General features: G+C 69.0%; 22 protein-coding genes. 3 read left to right on the forward strand and 19 right to left on the reverse strand.

What is annotated here, in order from left to right:
* From BR31_RS27920 to BR31_RS0108275, 5 genes are all read right to left on the reverse strand, one after another.
* Positions 1-2,315: AMP-binding protein (locus BR31_RS27920; RefSeq protein WP_197023575.1), on the reverse strand; the 2,315-nt coding region annotated here is incomplete at its 3' end.
* Positions 2,316-2,944: 629 nt separating this feature from the next.
* A complete protein-coding gene (locus BR31_RS0108260; RefSeq protein WP_027500542.1) occupies positions 2,945-3,370 on the reverse strand; it encodes a PPOX class F420-dependent oxidoreductase in 426 nt (141 codons plus the stop codon).
* A 40-nt stretch (positions 3,371-3,410) separates the two neighbouring features.
* Positions 3,411-4,160, reverse strand: coding sequence for an SDR family NAD(P)-dependent oxidoreductase (locus tag BR31_RS0108265; protein ID WP_027500543.1), 750 nt, complete (start codon positions 4,158-4,160; stop codon positions 3,411-3,413).
* Positions 4,157-5,164 (reverse strand): phosphotransferase family protein, encoded by a 1,008-nt coding sequence (locus tag BR31_RS0108270; RefSeq protein WP_027500544.1) that lies wholly within the window; start codon positions 5,162-5,164, stop codon positions 4,157-4,159. Before BR31_RS0108270 ends, BR31_RS0108265 begins: the two co-directional genes overlap by 4 nt.
* 11 nt (positions 5,165-5,175) lie before the next feature.
* On the reverse strand, positions 5,176-6,384 hold the full coding sequence (locus BR31_RS0108275) for an acyl-CoA dehydrogenase family protein (protein WP_027500545.1): 1,209 nt from the start codon (positions 6,382-6,384) through the stop codon (positions 5,176-5,178).
* Positions 6,385-6,530: 146 nt separating this feature from the next.
* Between BR31_RS0108275 and BR31_RS0108280 the strand changes: the two genes are divergently transcribed.
* Positions 6,531-7,424 (forward strand): TetR-type transcription factor C-terminal domain-containing protein, encoded by an 894-nt coding sequence (locus BR31_RS0108280; RefSeq protein WP_027500546.1) that lies wholly within the window; start codon positions 6,531-6,533, stop codon positions 7,422-7,424.
* Between the two features lie 7 nt (positions 7,425-7,431).
* Here the strand turns inward: BR31_RS0108280 and BR31_RS0108285 are convergent, their stop codons facing one another.
* Positions 7,432-8,346: an SDR family oxidoreductase gene (locus BR31_RS0108285; protein ID WP_027500547.1), complete on the reverse strand. Its 915-nt coding sequence runs from the start codon at positions 8,344-8,346 to the stop codon at positions 7,432-7,434.
* Positions 8,347-8,372: 26 nt separating this feature from the next.
* On the reverse strand, positions 8,373-8,837 hold the full coding sequence (locus BR31_RS0108290; RefSeq protein ID WP_037176030.1) for a MarR family winged helix-turn-helix transcriptional regulator: 465 nt from the start codon (positions 8,835-8,837) through the stop codon (positions 8,373-8,375).
* 128 nt (positions 8,838-8,965) lie between these two features.
* Here BR31_RS0108290 and BR31_RS27925 point away from each other — a divergent pair, with 128 nt between their 5' ends.
* Both BR31_RS27925 and BR31_RS0108300 read left to right on the forward strand, forming a co-directional pair.
* On the forward strand, positions 8,966-10,426 hold the full coding sequence (locus BR31_RS27925) for an MFS transporter (protein ID WP_051637088.1): 1,461 nt from the start codon (positions 8,966-8,968) through the stop codon (positions 10,424-10,426).
* A 62-nt stretch (positions 10,427-10,488) separates the two neighbouring features.
* Positions 10,489-11,553, forward strand: a complete 1,065-nt coding sequence (locus tag BR31_RS0108300) for a DUF6777 domain-containing protein (RefSeq protein ID WP_027500549.1) — start codon at positions 10,489-10,491, stop codon at positions 11,551-11,553.
* A gap of 45 nt (positions 11,554-11,598) precedes the next feature.
* Here the strand turns inward: BR31_RS0108300 and BR31_RS0108305 are convergent, their stop codons facing one another.
* From BR31_RS0108305 to BR31_RS27935, 12 genes are all read right to left on the reverse strand, one after another.
* Complete coding sequence (locus BR31_RS0108305; RefSeq protein WP_156042406.1) at positions 11,599-12,354, reverse strand: FadR/GntR family transcriptional regulator; 756 nt, start codon at positions 12,352-12,354, stop codon at positions 11,599-11,601.
* An 87-nt stretch (positions 12,355-12,441) separates the two neighbouring features.
* The gene (locus tag BR31_RS0108310) at positions 12,442-13,179 is read right to left on the reverse strand and encodes an ABC transporter ATP-binding protein (protein ID WP_231496417.1); all 738 of its coding nucleotides are present in this window, start codon (positions 13,177-13,179) and stop codon (positions 12,442-12,444) included.
* The gene (locus BR31_RS27930; RefSeq protein ID WP_037176032.1) at positions 13,176-15,917 is read right to left on the reverse strand and encodes a branched-chain amino acid ABC transporter permease/ATP-binding protein; all 2,742 of its coding nucleotides are present in this window, start codon (positions 15,915-15,917) and stop codon (positions 13,176-13,178) included. Before BR31_RS27930 ends, BR31_RS0108310 begins: the two co-directional genes overlap by 4 nt.
* A 62-nt stretch (positions 15,918-15,979) precedes the next feature.
* Positions 15,980-17,203: an ABC transporter substrate-binding protein gene (locus BR31_RS0108320; protein WP_027500552.1), complete on the reverse strand. Its 1,224-nt coding sequence runs from the start codon at positions 17,201-17,203 to the stop codon at positions 15,980-15,982.
* A gap of 145 nt (positions 17,204-17,348) precedes the next feature.
* Complete coding sequence (locus tag BR31_RS0108325; protein ID WP_037176034.1) at positions 17,349-18,185, reverse strand: alpha/beta hydrolase; 837 nt, start codon at positions 18,183-18,185, stop codon at positions 17,349-17,351.
* A 46-nt stretch (positions 18,186-18,231) separates the two neighbouring features.
* Positions 18,232-20,190, reverse strand: coding sequence for an acetoacetate--CoA ligase (locus tag BR31_RS0108330; RefSeq protein WP_027500554.1), 1,959 nt, complete (start codon positions 20,188-20,190; stop codon positions 18,232-18,234).
* A 17-nt stretch (positions 20,191-20,207) separates the two neighbouring features.
* Positions 20,208-20,606, reverse strand: a complete 399-nt coding sequence (locus BR31_RS0108335; protein ID WP_027500555.1) for a carboxymuconolactone decarboxylase family protein — start codon at positions 20,604-20,606, stop codon at positions 20,208-20,210.
* Positions 20,607-20,623: 17 nt separating this feature from the next.
* Positions 20,624-21,820, reverse strand: a complete 1,197-nt coding sequence (locus BR31_RS0108340) for an acetyl-CoA C-acetyltransferase (protein WP_027500556.1) — start codon at positions 21,818-21,820, stop codon at positions 20,624-20,626.
* A 59-nt stretch (positions 21,821-21,879) separates the two neighbouring features.
* Positions 21,880-22,725, reverse strand: coding sequence for an HpcH/HpaI aldolase/citrate lyase family protein (locus BR31_RS0108345; RefSeq protein WP_051637089.1), 846 nt, complete (start codon positions 22,723-22,725; stop codon positions 21,880-21,882).
* Positions 22,722-23,207 carry a MaoC family dehydratase gene (locus BR31_RS0108350; RefSeq protein ID WP_027500558.1) on the reverse strand — a complete coding sequence of 162 codons (486 nt, stop codon included), beginning with the start codon at positions 23,205-23,207 and terminating at the stop codon, positions 22,722-22,724. The genes BR31_RS0108345 and BR31_RS0108350 overlap by 4 nt, the downstream gene beginning before the upstream one ends.
* A complete protein-coding gene (locus BR31_RS0108355) occupies positions 23,204-24,367 on the reverse strand; it encodes an acyl-CoA dehydrogenase family protein (protein ID WP_027500559.1) in 1,164 nt (387 codons plus the stop codon). The genes BR31_RS0108350 and BR31_RS0108355 overlap by 4 nt, the downstream gene beginning before the upstream one ends.
* Positions 24,364-26,409 (reverse strand): acetyl/propionyl/methylcrotonyl-CoA carboxylase subunit alpha, encoded by a 2,046-nt coding sequence (locus BR31_RS27935; protein WP_051637090.1) that lies wholly within the window; start codon positions 26,407-26,409, stop codon positions 24,364-24,366. Before BR31_RS27935 ends, BR31_RS0108355 begins: the two co-directional genes overlap by 4 nt.
* Between the last annotated feature and the right edge of the window lie 3 nt (positions 26,410-26,412).

A 26,412-nucleotide genomic window follows, 5' to 3' on the forward strand; every position in this document is an offset into this window, starting at 1 on the left:
GTCGGGCCGTACAAATTGTGCAACCGCGCCGACGGCAACACCTCACGCAACAACCCCGCCGTCTGCGCGGGCAACGCCTCACCCGAAGCGAACACCCGCCGCAACGACGACGCCTCCACCACCGACGGCTCCGCCACGAACACCGCCAACATCGACGGCACAAAATGCGCCGTCGACACCGACTCCTCCGCAATCACCCGAGCCAGATACACCGGATCCCGATGCCCATCCGGCACCGCGATCACCATGCGAGCACCAACCTGCAACGGCCAGAACAACTCCCACACCGACACATCGAAGGTCACCGGAGTCTTCTGCAACACCACATCATCAGCAGTCAGCCCGTACTCGGCCTGCATCCACACCAGACGATTCACGATCGCCGCATGCGACACAGCCACACCCTTGGGCCGACCCGTCGACCCCGACGTGAAGATCACATACGCCGTGTTCTCCGGCACCAACGGCGCCAACCGATCCACATCCGACACCGGCCCACCGTCGACCCCGGACAGATCCAACGCATCGATCAACAGGACAGAGCTGTCCCCCGCAGCCGTGAACCCGTCCCGCGACGTCGACAGCACACACGCAGGCGCCGCGGTCTCGAGGATGTTCCCGATCCGATCCGCCGGCTGATCCGGATCCACCGGCACATACGCACCACCGGCCTTGACCACCGCATACACACCGACCAACAGATCGACCGAACGACGCATCGCCAACGCAACCAACGACTCCGGACCAACCCCGACCGAAATCAGATACCGCGCAAGACGATTAACCCGAACATCGAACTCCGCATAGGAAACCGACGCACCATCGAACGACAACGCCACCGAACCCGGCGACCGCAAAACCTGAGCATCGAACATCGACACCAACGTGCCGTCCTCGACCACCCGATCGGTGGCGTTCCAACCCGACAGCGCGAGCGTCCGCTCGGCCTCGGTGGTGACAGTCAGGTCCCACACCCGCTGGGCCGGGTCCGCGGCGAGGAACTTGTCGAAGAAGGCGAGGAAGCGGTCGTGGTGCCCCTTCGCCTGCTCCTCGGTGTACAGGTTCGGGTTGGTCTCGAAATCGACGTGGGTCCGGGTGCCCGCGACGCTCTGGTAGAAGTTGACGGCGAGGTCCTCGACCGTGCCGGTGGACAGAATGCTGAGCTCACCGACGACGGGACCAAGGACGAGCTCGCTGTGGAACAGCATGATGTTGACCAACGGGCCGAGCAACTCGCGCTGCATCGTGCTGTTGGACGAGTCGCGCCGGATGTCCTCGTGGCGGTACCGCTGGTGGCGCAGCGCCCCGGCGACCGCGACCTGGACGGACTTGAGCAACTCCTCGACGGTCGTGTCCGTGCCCACGTGCATCCGCAGCGGCACCACGTTGGAGAGCATGCCGCCGGACTTGCGCATCGAGGCCGTCGTCCGGGCCGTCACCGGCAGGCTGAGGATCACGTCGCCGGCGTCGGTCATCTGGGCCAGGTACGCGGCGAACGCCGCGATGAGCATCCCCGACGGCGATGAGTCGTGCCGGGCCACCGATTCGGCCATCAGCGCCTCGGTGCCGCCGGACAGCGCCGCGCTCGCGATGCCGTTGAGCGCGGCGGGCGGCGCGGTCCGCTCGGTCAGGCTGGTGCCCTCCTCCATGCCCTTGACGCGCTCGGCCCAGTAGGCGGCGTCGGACTGGAACCGGGTGCTCTCGCGGTACGAGACCTCCGATTCGTAGAGGCTGCGCAGCGTGCTCGCATTGGACGGTGTGGGCTCGCGTCCCTCGATCAGCGTCGAGTAGAGCTCGGCGACGCGGGTCATGTAGGCCATCGCACCGAAGCCGTCGAGCGCGATGTGATGCACGCGGGAGTACCAGAAGTACCGCTCATCCTCGATCTGCAGCACGACCGCGGCGATGAGGCGGTCCTCGAGCAGGTCGATGGGTGCGCTGAACTCGGCCTGCATCCAGTCCCGCGCGGCGCGCTCCGGGTCGTCGTAGCCGCGGAAGTCCTGGTAGCCGACATGGTCGTCGATGGTCAGGTCGATCACCTGATGCGGGGTCCCGTCCACCTCGATGAGGCGGAGGAACCCGGTACCGAACTCCGCGGACCCGATCTGGCTGGCGTCGTCGAGGATCTTCAGATCCAGCGGGCCACGCAGGTCAACGAACTGCGCGATGTTGATGGGGACCTCAGGGTCGACATGCTGCGCGTACCACATCCCGAGCTGCGCGGGCGAGAGTGGAAAGACATCGGGCTGGCACTCGATCGAGCTGCGGCCGTCGTTGTCTCCGTTGAGCATGGTCGGCTTCAACTGATACCTCATTTTCCGGAACACCGCGGAGTCCCAAACAACCACTTGAATCCCTCGCCCCCAGCCCATGGGCGCAGCAAAAGACAGAAGAGGATCCAAGCCAGATTCGACAAGGAAGAGACCGCATCGCCGAGAAGTGCGAGCGGGAACGGGTGCGCTACGTGCGCACTGAGAACTATCGTCTGGTCATGCGACCTGTCACGTGGTCACACAACTTCCCGCGGTTCGCGCAATCGCCGAACTGCGACGAGGTCTCAACCTCATCGTGAAGGACACCGAAGCAGCCCCCTGCGCACCGAGTCCATGGATCCACCCTGCGCTCATTGATCGCCCTCCCGAGGAACAATCACGCCGCCACGAGTGGCAACGTCCCGAAATCGCGGCGAGTTCTGCCCGCACCGCAGGATGTAATCTACATCTCAACCAGGTCCGGTCACGCCCTTTTGGTATTTCTTCTAACAAGCGTCCAAGACCTCGCCCAGATTGTCGCGATTCGCGCGCCCCGTCAGCTCGCCCTCACGCCGAGCGTGCGCGCATTTTCCGAGGTCAACGACATTTCGAGCGCCAGGAACGGGCGTTGTGCGCGAGTCACAGCGGTATTGTGATTCGGTCACAGTCCGTGACCTTGGCACACGACCCGGTCAGCCCGTGACGTCCAGATCGGCGATCACCTTGGTCGGACGGAGGCGCACCACCAGCTCTCCCGGCACGCCGTTCCGACGACCGAACTCCTCCGCCCGGTCGGGCCCCATGTACCGGCCACCGATCGCGGTCGCGATCCGGATCAGTTCCTCGGGGTCCTCGGACACCGTTGCCACCCCCTGCACCTGAACGAAGGCATACGGCGGCTGTTCGAGGTCGACACAGATCACCACCCGGCCGTCGCGTGCGACGGCGCGCCCCTTGGCGGTGCCTGCGCCGGTGTTGAACACCAGATCATCACCGTCGACGACGAACCACACCGGAGCAACCAGCGGCCGGCCGTCGGAGGCGGTGAAACCGAGCTTGCCCGTTCGGGTGCCCGCGGACAGGAATTCGCGAACCGCGGGATCCGCCAGAGTGGTCATCCGCGGGAGGCTACGCGGTCGGGCCGCCGCGCGCGAGAATTCAGGCGCGATATCCGTCGGTGCCCGCCCTGGTCATGACGATGTTCGGGATCACGGCCCGCGACGAGAGTCTCAGCAATGCGTCGACCATCTCGACGACGTCGTTGACCTCGAGCATCGCCCCCGGCGGCACCTGATCGTGGGTCCAGGCGCTCATGTCGGTGTCCACGAAGGCCGGCGAGATGGTCGTGGCGCACACACCGTTGCCGGATTCCTCGGCGTTCAACGTCGCGGCCACACTGATCAGCGCCGCCTTCGTCGCGCCGTACACCGCAAGGCCCTGCTCCGCGTACACACCCGTGATGGACGCAAGCGCGACCACCTTCGCGCCGCGCCCCGGGTCGGCGGCGGCGCCCGCCCGCAGCAGCGGTAGCGACTGCTGGAGCAACTGGAACGGCCCGCGGAGGTTCACCGCCAGGGTCTTGTCGAACCGGCGCAGCGGGAAGTCCTCGATCGCGCCCGCGGTGCCGACCCCCGCGTTGAGGATCAGTGCGGTCATCGGACCGAGCCGATCCGCATGAGTCGCGGTCACTCTGGCGATATCGGCCTCGTCGGCCATGTCGCCCGCGATCGAGACCACTTCGGCCGCACCCGCGGCCCGCAGCTCGCCCGCGACGGAGTCGAGCCGCGCGGCGTCCCGTGCGGTGATCGTCAACGAGTAGCCCGACTGCGCGAGCCGCGTCGCGATCCCGAGCCCGATTCCCCTCGATGCACCGGTGACCAGTGCCGTCCGGTTCCCGCCGCCGCTCACAGCGTCGCTCCCTTCAGGGCACGCAGCCCGGCCGCCATGAATTCGGGTGTCGCCTCGGCGGCCCGCACCGCTCCCGCGCCGGAGTCCGATCCCTGCAGCGCGCGATGGGTGATCCCCTCACCGATCACCCCCAACTTGAAGTTGGCGAGCGCGAGGTAGAAACTCCAGTCACCGAGGTCGCGACCCGACGCGACGGCGTAACTCTGCGCCAAAGCGCCGGCCGACGGCAGCCGATCGCTGGTCCAGGCCGCCTGGGAACCGAGCACCAGGTCGAACACCGGATCCCGGTACACACACATCAGGGCGACGTCGGTCAGCGGATCACCCAGTGTCGACATCTCCCAGTCCACCACGGCCCGGACCTGACCGGGGTCACGCGAATCCAGGATCGTGTTGTCGATCCTGAAGTCACCGTGCACGATCGACGAGGCCGAGGCCGTCGGTATGGCATCGGCCAGCGCCGCATGCAGGACCGCCACGTCGGGCAGCTCCCTCGTCTTGACCCGATCCCATTGTCCCGCCCAGAGTTTCACCTGGCGCGCGACGAACCCATCCGGCCGCCCGAAGTCACCCAGCCCCACCGCCCGGTAATCGACAGCGTGCAGATCGGCCAGGACCCGCACCAGTGCGTCGGCGCTGACCGCGACCTGATCGTCGGACATCTCGGCGAGATCGGCCTGGTCCCGGACCACCGTGCCCTCGACGAACTCGACCACCGTCATCGGAGCGCCGAGGGCGGAGCCGTCGGCATCGAAGGCGACGGTCCGCGCAACCGGCACGGCCGTGCCCTGCAACGCCGAGGTCACGGTGTACTCCCTGGCCATGTCGTGCGCCGACGGGGTCAGCCCACTGGTCGGCGGCCGCCGCACCACCCACGACGACCGGTCGTCCCAGGCCCGGTAGGTCAGATTGGATCGGCCGCCGCTGATCAGCTCGACGCGCAGCTCCCCATGCAGCTCGATGCCGCTGTCGAGCAGGAAGCGTTGCAGCGCAGCAATGTTCATACCGTGAGGGTTCACTTTGCCTCCCTCAGCTCTCGCTTGGCCGCCCCGACGACCCGTTTGGCGATGGCCCAGCGGTGCACCTCGGACGGCCCGTCGTAGACCCGGAACGGCCGAACCTCCCGCGAGAGCCGGGCCAGCGGCAGGTCGCCGGAGACCCCCATTCCGCCGCACATCTGCATGCTCCGGTCCACGATCCGGAAGACCGCCTCGGCCGCATAGGTCTTCGCGATCGACGTCGCATTCGATGCCGGGTCGCCCCTGTCGAGCTCCCAGCAGGCCCGCACCAACAGCGCCCGGGTGGCGGCGATGTCGATCTCGTTGTCAGCCACCATCTTCTGGACCATGCCGAGGTCACCCAATCTGGACCCGAAGCCTTCCCGCTCCGCCACCCTGGCCACCGCGACGTCGTGGCCACGGCGGGCGGCACCCAGCCAGCGCATCACGTGGGTCATCCTGGCCGGGCCGAGACGGACCTGGGCGTACTCGAAGCCGCGGTCGACCTCGCCGAGCACCGCGGCGTCGGGCACCAGCAAGTCCTCGAAGAAGACCTCACAGTGCCCGCCGATCATCGCCCGGTCCAGGGTGTCGATGTGTCGTCCGACCCTGATCCCTTGACTGTCGGCAGGCGCCAGGAACATCGTGGCCCCGCCGCGCTGACCGGGCTCGCCCGAGGTGCGCGCCATGATGATGAAGAAGCCTGCACCGTCGGCACCGGTGATGAACCACTTGTGCCCGTTGATCCGCCAGCCGCCGTCCGCCCGGACCGCGCGGGTGGTGAGCGCCGACGGGTCCGATCCCGCCCCCGGCGCCGGCTCCGTCATCGCGAAGGCCGATCGGACGTCCCCGTAGGCCAGCGGCGCGAGGAACTGCTGCTTCTGCTCGGGGTTGGCGATGTGCGCCAGCATGTGGACGTTGCCCTCGTCGGGTGCCGCGATGTTCAACGCGGTGGGACCGAACAGCGAGTAGCCCGCCTCCTCGAACACCGGGGCCCGGTCCGACATGTTCAACCCGTGGCCACCGAACTCGAGCGGGGCGTGCGGGGCGAACACCCCGGCATCCTTGGCCGCCTGCTGCATGCCGATCCGCAGCGCGTCGCCGCCGCCTGCCGTGATGTCCCCGGCGTGCTCGTCCTCGATGGGCAGGACGATGTCGCGGGTGAAGGTCCTGGTGCGGTCGATGAGGTCCTGCACCTCGGGGGAATAGGTCAGATCGATCGACACACTCACTACCTCCTGCGTCATGGAGCCGAGCGATCGCTCGGCAGATGATTTCCACACGATCTCACAGGTTTATCTGCCCGTCAAAGAGGTTCACCAGATAATGTCGGCTAGAATGTTCAGCATTCCTGAACAGATTGGACGGAAAGTTGACCAAGACCGAACATCTGCCCGATGCGATCAGGCGGACGCGCAGGTCGGCGGGCCTGACGCTGCGAGAGCTCGCTAGGCAGCTGGCGATCAGCCCGGCGACGCTCAGCGCCATCGAGAACGGCAAGACAGGCGTCTCGGTCGAGCGACTACATGCTCTCGCCGGGGCACTCGGCACAACCGCCGCACAGCTGATGGGCGAGCCCGGCACCACCTCCGCCAGGGGAGCCCCCGCCGCGGACCGCCGAGTGCGCACTTCCCGGCGCGAATCCCCAGGAACGGCGACGGCAGCTGCACAGTCGGCGGGTGACTGGCGCGTGTTCCCGTCGCTGCGCATCGATCCGGTGCTCGCGGCAGCGATCGAGTCGTTCGTCGAGACCGGGTATCACGGCGCGACCATGCGGTCGATCGCCGAGCGGGCCGGCATGAGCGTTCCCGGCATGTATCACCACTACCGGGACAAACAGGAGCTACTGGTGCGGGCGCTCGATCTCACGATGGACGAGCTGCACTGGCGGGTGCGCGCGGCCCGCGACCACGGCACTGGCGGAATCGAGCGGGTCGGCCTCATCGTCGAGGCGCTCGCGCTCTATCACACGCATCGCCGGGAACTCGCGTTCATCGGCGCCAGCGAGATGCGCAGCCTCGAACCGGCCAACCGAGCGCGGATCACGGACTCCCGCAATCAGATTCAGTATCTTCTCGACGACGAGATCGACGCCGCCATCGCCGAGGGAAGCCTCACGACGCGGCATGCGAGAGACGCCGGACGGGCCATCTCGACAATGTGCACCTCGCTGCCGCAGTGGTTCCGGATCGACGGACCGTCCACGCCCGAGCAGATCGCCACGGAGTACGCGGGTTTCGCTCTCGATCTGCTCGGGCGGCGGTGAGCGAACGCTACAGACCCAGACGCGAGTTCTCGTTGCGCGGCTGCCCGGCCATGTCCGAGTTCGGTCGCGCCTCGGCGACCAGGGCCGGGATGACCTCACCCAGCTCGGCCGGATCCCACCGGGCGTTCTTCGACACCCCCGGTCCCGCCACCCAGGTCTCCGCGACGCTGATCGAGCCGCCATGCACATTGAAGATCCGGCCGGTGATGCCGTCGGACTCCGGCGACCCGAGCCAGACCACGGTCGGCGAGATATTCGCCGGCGCTGCCGCATCGAAGCCGGTGCGCTCCTTCTCGGCCTCCATCGCGGCAACGAAACCCTCGAGGCCCGCGGTCATCTGGGTGAGCGCGGTGGGGGCGATCGCGTTGACGGTGACGCCGAGCCGGGCGAGCTCGTCGGCGAGGATCACGGTGAACGCCGCGATGCCCGCCTTCGCGGCGCCGTAGTTCGCCTGCCCGATGTTGCCGTACAGGCCCGACGGCGAGGAGGTGTTGATGATGCGCGGGTGCGCGACCGGAGTGCCCGCCTTGTGCTGCTCCCGCCAGTACGACGCCGCGTGCTGCGAGGGCGCGAACGTCCCCCGCAGGTGCACGCGCATGATGTCGTCCCACTGATCGACCGTCATGTTGACGAACATCTTGTCGCGGAGGATGCCCGCGTTGTTGACGAGCACGTGCACGGTGCCGAACGTGTCGATCGCGCTGCGCACCAGTCGGCCCGCGCCGTCGAAGTCCGAGATGTCGTCCTTGTTCGCGATGGCCTCACCGCCGAGCGCCTTGATCTCCTCGACGACCGCCTCGGCGGGCCCGAGGTCGTTGACGACGACCTTCGCTCCCTGCCTGGCGAACTCGAGCGCGTGCTCGCGGCCGATGCCGCCCGCGGCGCCGGTCACGATCACGACGCGTCCCTCGTTGATGCCCATCCGTGCAACTCCTCGCAGCTTGTCGGTCAGTCCCGCGGCCAGCTCAGACCCTGTCGGTCCTCGATCTGTTCGTTCAGCCGCCGCAACAAGGTAACCAGATCCCGTCGATCCTTCTCGTCCCAATCGGCGACGAGGGAGTTGATGCCGTCGACGTTGTGCTTCCGGTCGGAATGCAGCGCACGCAGTCCCCCGTCCGTCGGCCGGAGTTTCCTCGCCGTGCCGCCCTGCGGGTCGGGAATTCGCTCGGCCAGTCCCTGCCGGACGAGCGCGGCGGTCTGCCGGTTGATCGTGGACACGTCGAGGCCGAACGAGTCCGCCAGTTCCTTCAACGTCATCGGCTCGCTGATCTCGAGGCGGCTCAACAGCAGATACGCCGATCGGTCGAGCGCCTGCTGTTCCAACCACCGCTTGGTCACCAGGGTGGTGTGGCGGGCCATCAACGTGATCTCTCGCTCCAACCCGCGACCCGGGTCGATCTCCTCGGATTCCATCGGGGTCATCCTCGCATCACGTCGCCACACTCCCACCGATTGTGCACGATACACACGATGTGTACCGTACACACCTGTTGCTTTCTCGGAATCGATAAGCGCTTAGAACACAAGAGAAGAGATCCGTCGTGACCCTTTCGGCTCCCGGTGCAGCGCGGCGCACCCATTCCCCCACCTGGATCCTCGCCACGCTGGCGTTCTCCGGCATCGTCGTCTCGCTCATGCAGACCCTGGTAGTGCCGCTGATCCACGTGCTACCCGAGCTGCTGAACACCTCGGCCTCGACCGCCTCCTGGGTCATCACCTCCACCCTGCTGGCCGCGGCCGTCGTCACGCCGGTCTCCGGCCGCCTCGGCGACATGTTCGGCAAACGGCGAATGATCCTGATCAGCATGGCTTTTCTGGTCGCCGGATCGGTGGTGTGTGCACTGAGCGAGACCGTCCCGCTGGTGATCATCGGCCGCATCCTGCAGGGCGCGGCCACCGGCGCGATCCCACTCGGCATCAGCATCCTGCGCGACGAACTGCCCGCCGAGAAGGTGGGCGGCGCGATCTCGGTGATGAGTTCCACGATGGGTGTCGGCGGCGCGATCGGCATGCCGCTGGCCGCGGCGACGGCGCAGAACTTCAACTGGCACGTGCTGTTCTGGGCGTCTGCCGCGCTCGGCGCGCTGGTCGCGATCGCGGTCGCCGTCCTGGTCCCCGAGTCCCCTGTTCGTAATCCGGGACGGTTCGACTACCTCGGCGCGGTGGGGCTCGCGGCCGGACTCGTCTCGCTCCTGTTGGCGATCACCAAGGGCGGCGAATGGGGCTGGACCAGTGCGACCACCCTCGGGCTGCTCGCCGCGTCCGTCGTCGTGTTCCTGGCATGGGGCTTCGCCGAGCTGCGCACCGCCGAGCCCCTCGTCAACCTCCGGGTCTCCGCCTCCCGCCCGATCCTGCTGACCAACTTGGCGTCGGTCATGACCGGATTCGCCATGTACGCAACGTCGTTGACCGTTCCGCAGTTGCTGCAGTCACCGCCGGAGACCGGCTACGGGCTCGGCCAGTCGATGGTCATGGCCGGGCTGTGCATGGCCCCCGCCGGCATCGTGATGATGCTGCTCTCGCCGGTGTCGGCCCGCATCACCAACCGGTACGGCCCGCGGACCACGCTGATGGTCGGCACCGTCGTCATCGCGGCCGGCTACCTGATCGGTGCCGTGCTGATGAACGAGGTCTGGCAGATCGCGCTGGTCTCGACCATCATCGGCGCGGGAATCGGCATCTCGTATGCGGCCATGCCCGCGCTGATCATGCGCGCGGTCCCGCTGCACGAGACGGCGGCAGCGAACGGACTCAACTCCCTGATGCGGATGGTCGGAACGTCGTTCGCGAGCGCCGTGATGACCGTGGTCCTGGCCAACATGACCATGTCCTTCGGCCCCGCCCTTGTGCCGACGCACCGGGCGTTCGTGGTGACCTTCCTGATCGGCGCCGCGGCCGCGCTGCTTGCACTGCTCATCGCGGTCTTCATCCCGCGTGCGACCACTGCGTCCGTCGCCACTGCCCCGCCGGTCGCGGAGTTGGAGCCCGAACCGGCTCGCTGACCATCGCGGCACGCCCACGCAATAGAGCCCTGCCGACCAGCCGCTGTGCTTACGATGAGCGGGTGGCCACCGTCATCGCCGGGCAGGCCGCACGGTTTGCCCGACGAAGCACTGTCGCGAGGACCGGCCCGCGTGTGGGACACGCGCCGGGTCGATGGCTCGTGGTCGCGTGCGCGGTGGCGGTCGCGGCGTGTTCGAACGGGTCGGAGCCACAGCCGCGGCCCCTCGCGCTGGACCGCGTGGTCTCCGATGGCCAACAGCCATGGACCGATCGCCTGCTACCCCCGCAGATCCCGACGGTCGTCCCGCCCGGTCCGCCCGGCGCCGACCTCCCGAATGCGGGCGACGGCATCAGCATCCCCGGTGATCGCGTCGGGTTGTACGGCGGAAGCCTCGACCGGGTCCTGTGCGATCGGGAAAGGCTGGTCGCAGACCTCGAGAGCGATCCCATCAAGATGCAGGCCTGGTCGGGCGTGCTCGATGTCGACGACGTGCGCAGCTACGTGCGCACCCTCACGCCGGTGCTGCTGCGCGCGGACACGAGGGTGACCAACTACGGCTACAGCGGCGAACGTGCCACGTCGTATCAGTCGGTGCTCGAAGCCGGGACCATCGTCCTGATCGACGACCACGGGACGCCGCGGGTCCGGTGCGCGCGGGGAAGCCCGCTGATCGATCCGCGGCCGAGTTCGGAGCCGGCCGCGACGGAGGACGCGTGGCCCGGCTACGACGCCGAGCGACTGCTGGTCGTGCAACCCGCCCAGCAGCCGATGGCGCAGGTGACGGTCGTCGACCTGATGTCCGGTGGCCTGGCGGCCGTCCCGATCGGGGCGGGACCACAGCAGCCCGCGGACCGACCCGGTCCACCGCCTCCGGCCCCACCACCTGGCCCGCCGCCCCCGCCACCTCCGCCCGTGGTGGAACCCGAACCGCTCGCGGTCGCGCCGCCCCCGGTCCAGCGGCAGGCGCCCGCGCCGCCGCCCGAGCCACCACCGGCCCCCGAACCACCACCTGCGCCGGCACCACCACCGGCGCCCGCGCCGGTTCCCGTGGCCCCGCCACCACCGCCGCCGCAGATCCAGGTCCAGATACCGGGTCTGCCGCCGCTGGTGATCCCGATGCCCTGACGCCTGCGGGTCCCTGACGTCGGGACCGCGGCTACGACGACACCGCTACGACAGCACCTCGACGAGGGTCGTCTCGGTGTCGCCGATCATGTACTTCTCGATCGCGTCGAGGTGCTTGCGCCAGAACTCCTGGGCGGCGGTCGCATCGCCCTCGCGCAGCAGACCGAGCAGCTTGAGATAGGCGCGATGCGCCGCGCGGGCCGCCGGTCGCTCGTTGCCGCCGCCGTGCGCGGCGATGAAGAGGGCGTTGTGCGCGTCGATGATGTGCACCAACATCCCACCGAGCACGGCGAGCGTCTGGTTCCCGGCGAGGTCGATCAGCGCCTGGTGGACATCGACGTCGTGGCGCGCGAACGCCGCGGAGTCCTCCACGAGATCGGCACCCGCTTCGATCAGTTCCGCGAAAGTCGCGAGTGCCTCGCCGCGATTACCCTCGGCCAGCATTCCCACCGCGGACACCTCGAGCGATGCCCGCGCCCGGTACACGTCGACGAGCGGGGTGCCCTGGTACTGCAACAGCAGGCCGGTGTACCGCGCGGCCACCGACGCGTCGGGTGCCAAGACCCTCGCGCCGCCGTGCGCGCCGCGCAGCACCGTGATGATCGATTCGGATTCGAGGATCCGGAATGCCTCGCGCAGGGTCGGCCGCGACACCCCGAACTGTTCCATGAGCACGGCCTCGTTTGGCAACGGGTCGCCCACGTTCAGTTCGCCGGTGATGATCCGCCGCCGCAGGTTGGCGGCCACCAACTCACCGGCCTTCGGCACCCGAACCACCGTCGACTTCGTTCCGGACGTCACTCGCACCCCTCGCTCCTTTTGGGTCACGCCCCGCGCTGACCAGGACGGATGACCGACCAAGGGTACAAGAGTTGACCGAATTGCTTGTTACCCGCTCTCCCCCTGCTCGCCCGACGAGAGGTAGGCACGCTGCACGGCGTCGAGGTCCGCGCCGATCTCGGCTGCCGTCCCCTCCAGCATCACCTGACCGCGGCGCATCACGTACACCCGATCCGCGACCCGCAGGACCTGGCGAACGTGCTGCTCAACCAGGAGCACGCCGAGGTTCTTGGTGTCCGCGGCCGCCCGCACCACATCGAGGAGTCGCGCCACGATCTGCGGCGCCAGCCCGAGGGACAGCTCGTCCGCCAGGAGCAGCTTCGGGTTCCTGACCAGCGCCCTTGCCAGGGTGAGCATCTGCTGCTCACCGCCGGACAACAGCCCGGCCGGACGCCCGAGCAGCGCGCGCAGCTCCGGGAACACCGCGCATGCGGCCTCGGCGCTGACGCCAGCCAATCGCAGGTTGTCCGCGGTCGTCAGCCCCATGATCACCGACCGCTCCTCGGTGACGTAGCTCAGGCCGCGCTTCGCCAGGGTGGCGAGCGAGGCCCGCTTGTCGGAGCCGAGCACGGACACCCGGCCCGAGATCGGCGCCAGCTCGCCCGCCACCGTCAGCATGGTGGTGGACTTGCCTGCGCCGTTGGCCCCGATGAGCGCCACCACCTCCCCCGAACGCACGGTGATGTCGAGGCCGCGGCACACGACGGTCCCGCCGTACCCGGCGCTCAGGCCCTGGCACTCGAGCACCGCGGTGGACGGCATCGCCTTTTCCTGAGTGATGGTCATCGCGCTGCCTCCGTCGTCTCGTCCTCGGTACCCAGATAGGCGTCGCGGACCGCCGGGCTGGCGGCGATCTCGTCCGGCGTACCCGCCGCGATCACCCGGCCCGCCTCGAGCACCACGATCCGATCGCAGGTGGACATCACCAGACCCATGTCGTGTTCGACCAGCAGCACGGCGGCGTTGCGCTCGACCGCCAACTGCCTGATGCACAAGGCGAGCTCGCGGCTCTCCGCATCGTCCAGCCCCGCGGCCGGCTCGTCGAGCAGCACAACCGACGGCCCGGACGCGACCGCCCTGGCGATACCGACCAACCGCCGCCTGCCGTACGACAGTTCACCGGGCAGCGAGCCCAGATCCCCCTCCAGCTCGAAGTCGCGCACCGCGGTGGACGCGCTCGGCGAGAGCGGATGGTGCCCCGGTCGGATCAGGTCCGTCAGCCAGGTGCGCCACGTCGATTCGTCGGCGCCCGCGTGGATGTTCTCGGCGACGGTGATGTCCTCGAACAGTTCGAGGGACTGGAAGGAGCGCCGCAGTCCACCCTTCGACCGTTTCGCGGTCGACCATCCGGTGATGTCCTGCTCACCCAGCGTCACCTGCCCCGCCGCTGGGCTGACGAATCCGGTGATCGCGTCGATCACCGTCGTCTTGCCCGCGCCGTTCGGTCCGATCAGGCCGACCACCTGACCCGGTTCCACCGCGAGGTCTACCCCGTCGACGGCCGTGACCCCGCCGAACCGCACGGTCAGGCCCCGCACGGAGAGCGGCGTCGGCGTAGCGGTGCCCAAGGTCGTTTCGGCCGAGAGCTCGGGTGCCCGAACGGGCTTGCGCGTCGGCAGCGCCCGCATCCAGGGCTGCCTCCTGATCGCCGCAACGACCCGGGAGGCCATGTCGGCGATGCCGTTCTGATTGGTCAGCAGGATCACGATGAGCACGATCCCGCCGATCAACGTCGAGATGGCGCCGGTGGCGGAGCTGCTCTCCACCAATCGGCTGAAGAGGGCGCCGGGGGCCATCAACGCCCCGATGACGCCACCGATGACGAATCCGAGTCCGCCGGTCACCGCCTGCACCACGGCGTTGATCGACGCGAACACGTTGAACTCCAGGTAGGTGACCGCCGTGTTGCGCAGGCCGAGCAGGATGCCACCGACGCCAGCCAGCCCAGCCGCGAGCGCGAACGCGTAGATCTTCACCGCGAACACGCTGATGCCGAGGGACGCGGCCGCGCGCTCGTTGGTGCGGACCGCGATCAGCCGCCTGCCGGTCCGAGACCGCCGCAGGTTCGCCACCATCAGCCCGCACAGCACGAGCACCACCAGGCACAGCAGGGCCCACCGCTCCGGGTACTCGGTCGCCGTCACCTCGAATCCGAACAGGCTCAGCTCCCGGATCCGCACCGCCCCGTCGATCTTGTCGCCGGTGAAGGTCGGGTTGTTGAAGACCATCTCCTGGATCGTGAACCCGAGCCCGAGGGTGACCACCGCGAGGTTCACCCCGCGGGTGCGCAGCGCGGGTAGCGCGAAGACGACGCCGATCGCGATCACCGACCCGACACCGACGACCGCGGCCGGGATGAGCGGCCAGCCGGCCTGACCGACCAGCCGCGCGGTGAACAGGGCGCCGAGTCCGCCGACGGTGTACTGGGCGAGTGAGAGTTGGCCTGCGAAGCCGGTCAGCACGACCACCGACAGCAGGAACACCGCCGCCGCGAGGGTCAGCGTCAGCGAGCGCAGCCAGTCGCCGCTGAAGGCGATGACCACGACCGCGAGCGTTCCGGCCACCACGGCCAGTGTGCGCCAATGGATCTGGCCCGAACCCAGCCGCGGCATCCGCTCCGAGATGTGGCTGCGCAGCGGCAGCCCCTTCCCGCGTACGACGAGCACCACGAGGATGACCAGGAACGGCACCGCGCGGTTGATGCCCGTCAGCGTCTCCAACCCCAGCAGGTCGCGGATGCGATCCTGGTACAGCACGACCAGGCTCTCGCCCACGCCGAGGAGCAGCCCACCCAGCAGGGTCAGCGGGAACGACTTGAACCCGCCGAGCAGGGCGGCGGCCAACGCGGACACCGTGACGATGATGATGAAGGCGGTGGGGGTGAGTCCGGTGAGCGGAGCCACCAGGATTCCGGCCGTACCAGCAAGCGCACCGCCGACGGTCCAGGTCAGTGCGGCCAATCGCTGGGGTGACCACCCGAGCGCGGCCGTGGCCCGTTCGTTCTCGGCCGCCGCGGTGATCGCCAGGCCGACCCGGGTGTATCGCGTCAGCCCCCAGAGCACCGCGGTCATACCGACCGCGATACCCAGCAGGATGAGCCGATCCTGCTGCACCACGACGTCACCCCAGTGGTAGGCGTCGTTCGGCAGATATGCCCGCACGCGAATGGATTTCGTTCCGTAGTACTGCTGCACGCCCGCCTGCAGGATGACGAGCAGGCCAAGTGTGGCGGCCAGCCGGACGATCGGTGCGGCGTTCGTCAGCCACCGCAGCACCAGCACCTGGAACAGCAGCCCGATGAGTCCGGCCACCAGCACGGCGACCGCGAAGGCCACCGGAAGCGACCAGTCGTACTCGCCCTTCAGCGTTTCCAGGCACACATAGGCGGCGACCATCGCGATGGCGCCCTGGGCGAAGTTGACGACCCCGGATCCGCGGTAGACCAACACCACGCCGTGCGCCAACAATGCGTACGCCGAGCCCGCGCCGAGGCCGAGGATGGCGAACTGCAGGAATTCAGTCATTGGACTCTCTCCGTGGACTCGGGCGCGGTCCCCGCGTCACCGCAGGGACCGCGCCGGTCGTGCTACTGACCGCGCAGGTCGTACTGCTTGGGATCGGTGACCACCGTGTCACCGTCGAACTTCATCCGGTACATCATCGAGTTCGACACCCGCTGGAAGATCCCGAACGGCTGCACCGCGCCCGGAGTCCAGTTCGGAACCAGGCCCTTCATGTCCAGATCCTTGGCGTTCTCGAAACCCTGCATCACGGTGTTGGGGTTGACGGAGGAACCGAGCCCCTCGGCCACCTGGCTGAAGGCGAGCACCGAGAGCCACGAGAACAGTTCCGTGCCCGTGAGGTTCTCGCGCTCGAGTCCTTGCTCGTCGGAGGCCTCCATGTCCGCGAGGAACGGCTCGAGTCCGGGGAAGTCCTCGGTGCTCGACGACGGCGCCGGGACCGGGCTGGTGTACACCGCGCTGGTGGCGAAGGCGCCCAGGTTCTGCAGGTCCGCCTGCGTGAACGAGGTGGCGGCGTTGCCGTAGCTCAGCTTGGACCCGAGCTGGTCGAAGGACTCGGCGATCTGGTTGGACTCGTTGGCGGTCAGGGCCATGATCACGCCCTGCGCGTCGTTGCGTTCGGCCGCGACGACGAACTGGGTGTAGTCGGTGGCACCGGCACCGACCGCGACCTCGTTCACGATCTCCGCGCCCTTGGCCTGCACCGCGGGTCCGAGCAGCTGGATGAGCATCGCCGCGACCGGGACGTCGGGGCGCATCAGCGAGAGCTTCGTCTTGCCCTCGGCCACCAGGGTGTCAACGAGCCCGTACAGCGTGAGCAGCGAGCCGGAGAACGGGGTGAACACGTTGGGTGCGGTGAAGTCGGCGATGTTCATCGGGTTCAGGCCGATACGCGGGATCCCGGCGGTCTGGAGGATCTGCGACACCGATTCCGCGGAGGTGGGCGTGAAGTCCGCGAGGGTGGCGACAACCCCCTCCGAGACCATCTTGTTGGCGCAGTCGACTTCCTTGTTGGGATCACCCGTCGAGTCGCACTGGATCAGCTCGAGCGGGCGGCCGCCGACACCGCCGCGCGAGTTCAGCGCGTCGATGGAGGCGGTCAGGCCCGCGGCCTGGGTGGCGACGGACAGACCTGCGGATTCGATGGGAATGATCTGCCCCACCTTGATCGGCTGACCGGTCGCGGCGCCTTCCGTCGATTCCGCTTCGCTGTCGCCGCTACAACCGGCCGCGACGAGGCTGACTGCGGCGAGCGAGGCGAGAACGGGGGCGAGTCTCTTCAGTTTCACAGTGCGTCCTTCGAGGTAGGCAGCGAGTTGGCAGGAGCGTATGGGAATGCGCGACGCAATTTCGGTGGAACGGGGATTTTCGTTGCACCCTGCGACGAATTCCGTCCAGCCCGGTTCCCGCTCCGCGGTCACCAGATCGGGCGCGTCACGGCCCGACCGCCCGCCGGGCCAGGTCGACGAGGGCCCCGACCACCTCTGCACCGCCGACCAGCTCGGCGTCGTTGTGCCCGGCCCCCGGCACGGCGACCCGCACGACGGGCCCCCCGGCGCATTCGGCGACCCGCTCACTGTGGTCGGGAGGGACGATGGTGTCGGCGGTGCCGTAGACGACGGTCGTCGGCGCATCGATCCGCGCGACGGACTCCGCCACCGGGAAGCTGTCCCACAACAGGAGCCTGACCGGCAGAAACGGGTAGTGCCGCTGACCGAGGGTGGCCAGGTCGACGAACGGCGAGCGCAACATCAGGCCGGCCGGGCGGTGCTCCGTCGCGAGCTCCGCCACGACGCCCGTCCCCAGGCTCTCGCCGAGATACAGCAGCCGCCCCGGCGGCACCGCCCTCTCGTCGACGAGGTAGCTGCGGGCGGCCCGGACATCGAGGGCCAGGCCCTCTTCGCTGGGACTCCCGGGGTTGCCCCCGTACCCGCGGTAGTCGAAGAGCAGCGTCGCGAACCCGGCCCCGGCCAACGCGCGGGCCAGCTGCGCACGATCTGCCCTGTTCCCGGCATTGCCGTTGGCGACGAGAACGGTCACGCCGCGATCGGCGGCGGTGGGCGGCACGTACCACGCGCCGAGCCGGAGGCCGTCGGAGGTGGTCAACCAGACGTCCTCGGCGCGGTCGGTCACCTGCTCCGCCGGACCCGGCGCGGCGCCGTCCGGGAGGTAGATCAGCCGACGCTGACCCAGCCACAGGGCGACGAGCAGCGCGGCGACCACGGCCACCGCGACCAGCGCGGTCCGCACGAGAAACCCACCGGGGGCCATGCCCCCAGTCTCCCCGCTCGGGTCGGGCCGCACACCCGCCGCGGGGTCAGCGCTTCTGCTGGAGGTACCAGTCGATGAGCTCGGGGGCGTCGATCGCGCTCCGGTCGAGGATTCGGTCCGCGTCGGCGCCCTGGAACATTCGCTTGATCGGCACCTCCAGCTTCTTGCCGGTGCGGGTGTGCGGGACACCGGGCGCCGCGATGATCTCGTCGGGGACGTGCCGCGGCGACGCCTGCTCGCGGATCGTCGCCTTGATCCGGTCCTCGAGCGCGCCATCGAGCACGGCGCCGTCCGCGAGCACCACGAACAGCGGCATCCAATACCCGCCGTCCGGCTGCTCGGCCCCGATGACGAGCGCCTCGGTGATCTCGGGCAGGCGTTCGACGGCCTGGTAGATGTCGGCGCTACCCATCCGGATCCCGTTGCGGTTGAGCGTCGAGTCCGAGCGGCCGTGCATCAGCACGCTCCCCCGCTCGGTGATGGTGATCCAGTCGCCGTGCCGCCACACTCCGGGGAAATCATCGAAATACGCGTCGTGGTAACGCTTTCCGTCGGGGTCGTTCCAGAACCGGATCGGCATCGACGGCATCGGCTTGGTGATGACCAGTTCCCCCACGTCACCACGGATGGGCACGCCGCCCTCGTCGTAGGCCTCGAGCGCGACCCCGAGGAAGGGCGTGGACAGTTCACCCGGCCAGACCGGGACGGTGGGCGCACCACCGATGAACGCGGAGACCACGTCCGTGCCGCCCGTGATGGAAGCCACTGGCACACCGACGTTCTCGGCAATCCACAGCGAGGACGACGCAGGCAGGGTCGACCCGGTGATCCCGACCGTGCGCAACGCGCTCAGATCGTGGTCACGGCGCGGGACCACGCCCGCCTTCGCGCAGGCGAGCACATAACCCGGGCTGGTGCCGAGCACAGTGGCCCGGTGCCGCGCGGTGAGCGCCCACAGCGAATCGACGTCCGGGTAGCCGGGGTTGCCGTCGTAGCAGACGACGGTGGCGCCGACCAGCAGCCCGGCGACCTGGAAGTTCCACATCATCCAGCTCGGGCTGGTGTACCAGAAGAAGGTGTCCTCGGGCCCGATGTCCATCTGCAGGGCAACCGATTTCAGGTGCTCGAGGATCACGCCGCCGTGCCCGTGCACGATCCCCTTCGGCAGACCGGTGGTGCCCGAGGAGAACACCACCCACAGCGGATGGTCGAAGTCGACGTCCACCGGTTCGAGCGGCGCATCTCCCGCTGTCGCCTCCGCCCAGGACATCACGCCCTCGGGTCCACCGCCCTCGAGGTCAACGGCCGCAGCGAGCCGCGGCACGAGCACGGTCGTCGTCAGGCTCGGCATCCCGGCCCGCAGTTCCGCGATGGACTCGTGGCGATCGTGCTGCTTGCCGCCGAAGCGGTAGCCGTCCGCGGTGATCAGGACGGACGGTTCGAGCTGGCCGAGTCGGTCCAGCGCGGCCGGTGCCGAGTAGTCCTGTCCGCAGGCCGCCCAGATCGCGCCGAGGCTCGCCGTCGCGAGGAAGGCCACGACGGTCTCCGGGATGTTCGGCAGGTAGCCGACCACCCGGTCGCCGGGGCCGACCCCGCTCGACCGCAGGGTCGCGGCCAGTGCGCCGACCTGCCTGCGCAGCTCCGCCCACGACATCGTGACGTCCTCGGCGGCCGTCTCGCCGGAGTAGACGATGGCGGGCCGGTCCGCACGCTCGTTGCGCAGCACCTGGTCCACGTAGTTGAGCCGGATCCCCGGGAACCACACCGCACCCGGCATCCGGTCCTGCGCGAGCACCTCGCCGACCGGCGTCGCGGACCGGACCCCGAAGTAGTCCCAGACCGACCGCCAGAAGTCGTCGAGGTGTTCGACCGACCATCGCCACAGCGAGTGGTAATCGGGCACCGACACCGAGTACTCCCGCTCCACCCACGAGGCGTAATCGGTGATCCGGGCGTTCCGCACGTCGTCGCGTGTCGGTTCCCACTGCGGCTGTGGCGATTCCATGCGGTTCGTCCTCTCAGTCAGTCTGTTTTCGGCCCGAGGTCCTCGGTGAGGACCTCCTGCACCACTCGCATAGCGGCGAGCGCGGCGGGCGCACCGCAGTACCCGCTGGTGTGGATGATCACCTCGGTGATCTCCTCGCGACTCAGGCCGTTCCTGAGCGCCCCACGGACGTGCCCGCGCAGCTCCGATTCCGCGCGCAGCGCCGTCAGCATGCCCAGGTTCAACAGGCTGCGGTCCCGCCGGCTCAGACCGTCGCGGGTCCAGACCGAACCCCACACCGTCTCGGTGATGTGCCGCTGGATCGCCTCGCTGTCGGTGCCGAGGTCACGGGTCAGCGCGCGATCGACGAAGTCGTCGCCCATCACCTCACGCCGGACGGCGAGGCCGGCGTCGAACCGGCCGTCGCCCTCCGGCATGCCCTCGACCCGTCCGGTCACTGCGCGGGGACCCGGATGATCAGGGCGTCACCCTGACCGCCGCCACCGCACAGCGCGGCCGCGCCGACGCCGCCACCGCGACGCTGCAGTTCCAGCGCCAGGTGCAGGGCGATCCGCGCGCCGGACATGCCGAGCGGATGTCCGACGGCGATCGCGCCGCCGTTCACGTTGACCTTGGCCGGGTCGAGACCGAGCTCGCGGGTCGACGCGATGCCGACGGCCGCGAAGGCCTCGTTGATCTCGACGAGGTCGAGATCGGTCGGGGCGATGCCCTCCTTCGCACAGGCCTTGGCGATCGCGCGGGCCGGCTGCGACTGCAGCGTCGAGTCGGGGCCCGCCACCACGCCGTGCGCGCCGATCTCGGCGATCCAGCTCAGGCCCAGCTCCTGCGCCTTCGCCTTGCTCATCACGACCACTGCGGCGGCGCCGTCGGAGATCGGCGAGGCCGAGCCTGCGGTGATGGTGCCGTCCTTGCTGAAGGCCGGGCGCAGCGTGCTCAGGGACTCGACGGTGGTGTCGGCGCGGATGCCCTCGTCCTCGGCGAAGACGATGGGATCGCCCTTGCGCTGCGGGATCTCCACCGGCACGACCTCGTTGTCGAACAGGCCGTTCTTCCATGCGCGCGCGGCGTTCTGGTGCGAGGTCGCCGCGAACGCGTCCTGCTCCTCGCGGGTGATGTGGGTGGCCTCCTGCTGGTTGACCTGTTCGGTCAGCAGCCCCATCGCCTGATCCGTGAAGATGTCGTGCAGACCGTCGTAGGCCATGTGGTCGCGCATGGTCACGTCGCCGTACTTGAAGCCCTCGCGGCTCTTCTCCAGCATGTGCGGTGCGCGGCTCATCGACTCCTGGCCGCCGGCGACCACGATGTCGAACTCCCCGGCACGGATCAGCTGGTCGGCCAGCGCGATCGCGTCGATACCCGACAGGCACACCTTGTTGATCGACAGGGCGGGCACGTCCATCGGGATGCCGGCGGCCACGGCGGCCTGCCGCGCAGGCATCTGACCGGCGCCCGCCGTCAGCACCTGACCCATGATCACGTACTCGACGCTCTCGGGCGCGACGCCCGCCTTCTCCAGCGCGCCCTTGATGGCGATGCCACCGAGATCGGACCCGGAGAAGCCCTTCAGCGAACCGAGGAGCCGCCCCATCGGGGTGCGGGCTCCGGCGACGATGACAGTGGACTCGGACATCAGCTTGCTGTTCCCTTCAGATTTCTCAGTGCCTTCGGATTTCTCGGCGACCGAACTGTTCACAACGATTCACTCCTGCGGACGATCGCCTCCGCGTGCCGAAGCACCGGCGCGTCCACCATCTTCCCCTCGAAGGCGAAGACCCCGCGCTCCTCGGATACCGCGGCGAGCACCCTGCGCGCCCAGGCGAGGTCCTCCGCGCTGGGTTCGTAGGCGGCCCGGATCACGGCGACCTGGCTCGGATGGATCGCCACCTTGGCGTCGAACCCGACCGCGACCGCGTCGAGGGATTCGGCGCGCAGGCCATCGAGGTCCTTGATGTCGAGGTAGACCGAGTCCAGCGCGAACCGGCCGTGCGCCTTGGCCGCGAGCAGCGATCCGGAGCGCACGTGCCTGGCCACATCGCGATAGGAGCCGTCGGTGTGGCGGCTGGCGTTCCCGCCGAGTGCCGCGACCAGGTCCTCCGCGCCCCACATCACCCCGATCGCGTTCGCGACCTGTGCGGACTCGGCAACCGTCAGGGCGCCGAGCGGGGACTCGATGAGGGCGATCACCTCGCGCGGGGCGAGCGAGCGCACCTGTTCCGCCGACTCGCACTTGGGCAGCATCACCCTGGGGTAGCGGGTCTGCAGCAGTGCCTCCAGGTCGAGCGCCTGATCCTCGGTGCCTGCGGCGTTGATCCGCACCACGGTGCGCTCGGGGTCGAGCGGGGTGTCGATCAGCGCGCGACGGGCCGCCGCCTTGTCCGCGGGGGCGACGCCGTCCTCGAGGTCGAGGATGACGACATCCGCGGCGGCCGCGGCCTTCGCATAGCGCTCCGGCCGGTCCGCAGGGCAGAACAGCCAGGCCGGGCCGGGCGGTGCCCACGCGGCGGGGCCCGGGGTGTGACCGGAATTCGCGGTCATGACGGCCTCTTTCGGACCAACGTCTTGCGCACCGCCGTCGCCACCACGTCGCCGTGCTGGTTCCGTGCGGTGTGTGCCAGGGTGATGATGCCCTCGCCCGGCCTGCTCTTCGACTCCCGCTTGTCGGTGATCACCGTCTCGGCGTACATGGTGTCACCGTGGAAGAGCGGCTTGGGGAACGAGATCTCGGAGAACCCGAGGTTGGCGACGATCGTCCCCTGGGTGAGCTGGGCGACCGAGAGACCGACCAGGGTGGACAGCGTGAACATCGAGTTCACCAGCCGCTGGTTGAACGGCGGCAACTGCTCGCTGAAGGCGGCGTCCAGGTGCAACGCCTGGGTGTTCATCGTCAGCGTGGTGAACAGGACGTTGTCCGCCTCGGTGATGGTTCGCCCGGGGCGGTGCTCGTAGACGACGTCGGTCTCGAACTCCTCGAACCAGAGCCCGCGCTGCACGACCCGCTTGCGGTCCGGCTCGCTCACAGCCCGGCCTCGCGCGCGATCAGCATCAGCTGCACCTCGGTGGTCCCCTCGCCGATCTCGAGGATCTTGCTGTCCCGGTAGTGGCGGGCGACCGGGTACTCGTTCATGAAGCCGTAGCCGCCGAAGATCTGGGTGGCGTCCCTGGCGTTGTCCATCGCGGCCTCGCTGGCGATCAGCTTGGCGATGGAGGCCTGCTTCTTGAAGGGCTTGCCCGCCAGCATGAGTGCGGCCGCGTCGTAGTACGCGGTGCGGGCGACGTGGGCGCGCACCTCCATCCGCGCGATCTTGAAGGCGATGGCCTGGTTGGCGCCGATCGGCTTGCCGAACGCCTCGCGCTCCTTGGCGTACTTGACCGATTCGTCCACGCAGCCCTGCGCCGCACCGACGCTCAGCGCCGCGATCGCGATCCGGCCCTCGTCGAGGATGCGCAGGAAGTTCGCGTAGCCGCGTCCGCGCTCGCCCAGCAGGTTCTCCTGCGGCACCCGGACATCCTGGAAGGTCAGCGGGTGGGTGTCGGAGGCGTTCCAGCCGACCTTGTTGTACGCCGGCTCCGCGGTGAACCCCGGTGTGGAGGTCGGCACCAGGATGGTGGAGATCTCCTTCTTGCCGTTCTCCTTCTCACCGGTGACCGCGGTGACGGTGACCAGCCGGGTGATGTCCGTACCCGAGTTGGTGATGAACTGCTTGTTGCCGTTGATGATCCAGTCGCCGCCGTCTTGCTTCGCGGTGGTCCTGGTGCCGCCCGCGTCGCTGCCCGCTCCCGGCTCGGTGAGGCCGAACGCGGCCAACGCCTTGCCACTCGTGAGCTGCGGCAGCCACTCCTGCTTCTGCGCCTCGTTTCCGAAGCGGTAGATCGGCATCGCGCCGAGCGAGACGCCTGCCTCCAGGGTGATCGCCACGGACTGGTCCACCTTGCCGAGCTCCTCGAGAGCGAGGCACAGTGCGAAGTAGTCGCCGCCCTGTCCGCCGTACTCCTCGGGGAAGGGCAGGCCGAACAGGCCCAGCTCGGCCATCCCGGAGACGACCTCGTACGGGAAGGTGTGGTTGGCGTCGTGCTCTGCGGCGACCGGCGCGACGACGGTCTGCGCGAAGTCGCGGACCGCCTTCGCGAGCTGCTGATACTCGTCGGGCAGCGATCCGGAGGAGAGGTAATCGGTCATGACGCGGCGCCCTTCGTGGTCGTCTCTGCGAGTTCGGGTTGTCCTGAGTTATCGGGTGTTTCGGGTGCGTGCGGGATCACGCGAGCGAGGATCTGGTCGACCTTCACCTGGTCGCCCGCCGCGACGAGCAGCTCGACCGTGCCGTCGATGGGCGAGGTCAGCGAGTGCTCCATCTTCATCGCCTCGACCACGACCACCGCGGTGCCCGCGGTGACGGTCGCGCCGTGCTCAACGCCCACCGCGATGACGGCGCCCGGCATCGGGCTGGTGATCTCGGCCTCCCCCGCGTGCGCGTCACCCGTGCGGACGCTGACCTCCCGAACCTCGCGCAGGACCGCGGTCCCGTCGGTGCCCGAGAGCCAGATGTGTCCGTCGTGGGCGGCCACCAGGTAGCTCGCCCGCAGACCGTCCACCGCGACAGACAGCGTCGAACCGTCCAACGATGCTGTCAGCGTGCGTGTTTCACCGTCCTCCATCGACACCGTCGCGTCGCCTGGCGTGCCGACGATCCGCACGTGGTCGGTGCGGGCGGGCGAGGCCAGCCGGATGCTGGTCGGCGCAGGGGCGCCGACGCGCCAGCCGGTCGGCCGCGCCCACAGGTCGGCCTCGGCGCCCTGCGGCCAGCGCGTCAGCCACCGGTAGGCGCCTGCCGCGATGAACTGCGCGTCCGAGGCGTCGGCCGCGACGTAGTCCTCGAGCCTGCGGTCGAGCAGGCCGGTGTCGAGGCGGCCCGCGACGACATCGGCGTCCGCCAGCAGGAATCGCGCGAAATCGATGTTGGTGACCACGCCGAGCACTGCGGTGTCGGCGAGCGCCCGGTCGAGCTTGCGCAGCGCCCCGGCACGGTCGGCGGCGTGCGCGATCACCTTCGACAGCATGGGGTCGTAGTCGCTGCCGACCTCGGTGCCCGCCCGCAGGCCCGAATCGATCCGGATCCCCGGACCGGACGGCTCCACGACGTCGAGGACGAGGCCGCCCGTTGGCAGGAAGCCGCGGGCGGGGTCCTCGGCGTAGACGCGGGCCTCGATCGCGTGGCCGGTCATGGTGATCTCGCCCTGGGAGATGCCGAGCTTCTCACCCGCGGCCACCCGGACCTGCCACTCGACCAGGTCCAGCCCGGTGACCATCTCGGTGACCGGGTGCTCCACCTGCAGTCGCGTGTTCATCTCCATGAAGAAGAACTCGTCGGGCCGGTCCGCCGAGACGATGAACTCCACCGTTCCAGCGCCGGTGTAGTCGACGCTGCGCGCGGTGTTGCAGGCCGCCTCGCCGATCCGGGCGCGGGTGACCTCGTCGAGCAGCGGCGAGGGCGCCTCCTCGATGACCTTCTGGTGACGACGCTGCAGGCTGCACTCGCGCTCTCCGAGGTGCACGACGTTGCCGTGGGTGTCGGCGAGGATCTGCACCTCGATGTGCCGGGGACGCAGCACGAACCGCTCGAGGAAGAGGGTGTCGTCGCCGAAGGCGGAGGCGGCCTCGCGGCGCGCGCTGGCCAGCGCGTCGGCGAGCTTGTCCGGCTCCTCGACAAGGCGCATGCCCTTGCCGCCGCCGCCCGCGGACGGCTTCACGAGCACCGGGTAGCCGATGTCCTCGGCCGCGGCGATCAGCTCGGCGTCCGTCAGTCCTGGCCTTGCGATGCCGGGCACCACCGGGACGTCGAACTCGGCCACCGCGTTCTTGGCGGTGATCTTGTCGCCCATCACCTCGATGGCCCGGGCGGAGGGCCCGAGGAAGGCGATGCCGGCGTCCTCGAGGGCGGCAGCGAAGGCCGCGTTCTCGGAGAGGAATCCGTAGCCGGGGTGCACCGCCTGGGCGCCGGTCCGCTTCGCCGCGTCGACGACCTTCGCGATGTCGAGGTAGCTCTCGCGCGCCGCCGCGGGGCCGAGCAGAACCGCGGTGTCGGCCTCGCGCACGTGTCGCGCGCCCGCGTCCGCCTCGCTGTACACCGCAACCGAGCGGATGCCCATGGCACGCAGGGTGCGGATGACGCGGACCGCGATCTCGCCGCGGTTGGCGACGAGAACTGTGGAAAATTCAGTCACTTC

Origin of the sequence: Rhodococcus sp. UNC363MFTsu5.1 (assembly GCF_000686785.1) — a bacterium.
Lineage (GTDB): Bacteria > Actinomycetota > Actinomycetes > Mycobacteriales > Mycobacteriaceae > Rhodococcus_G > Rhodococcus_G maanshanensis.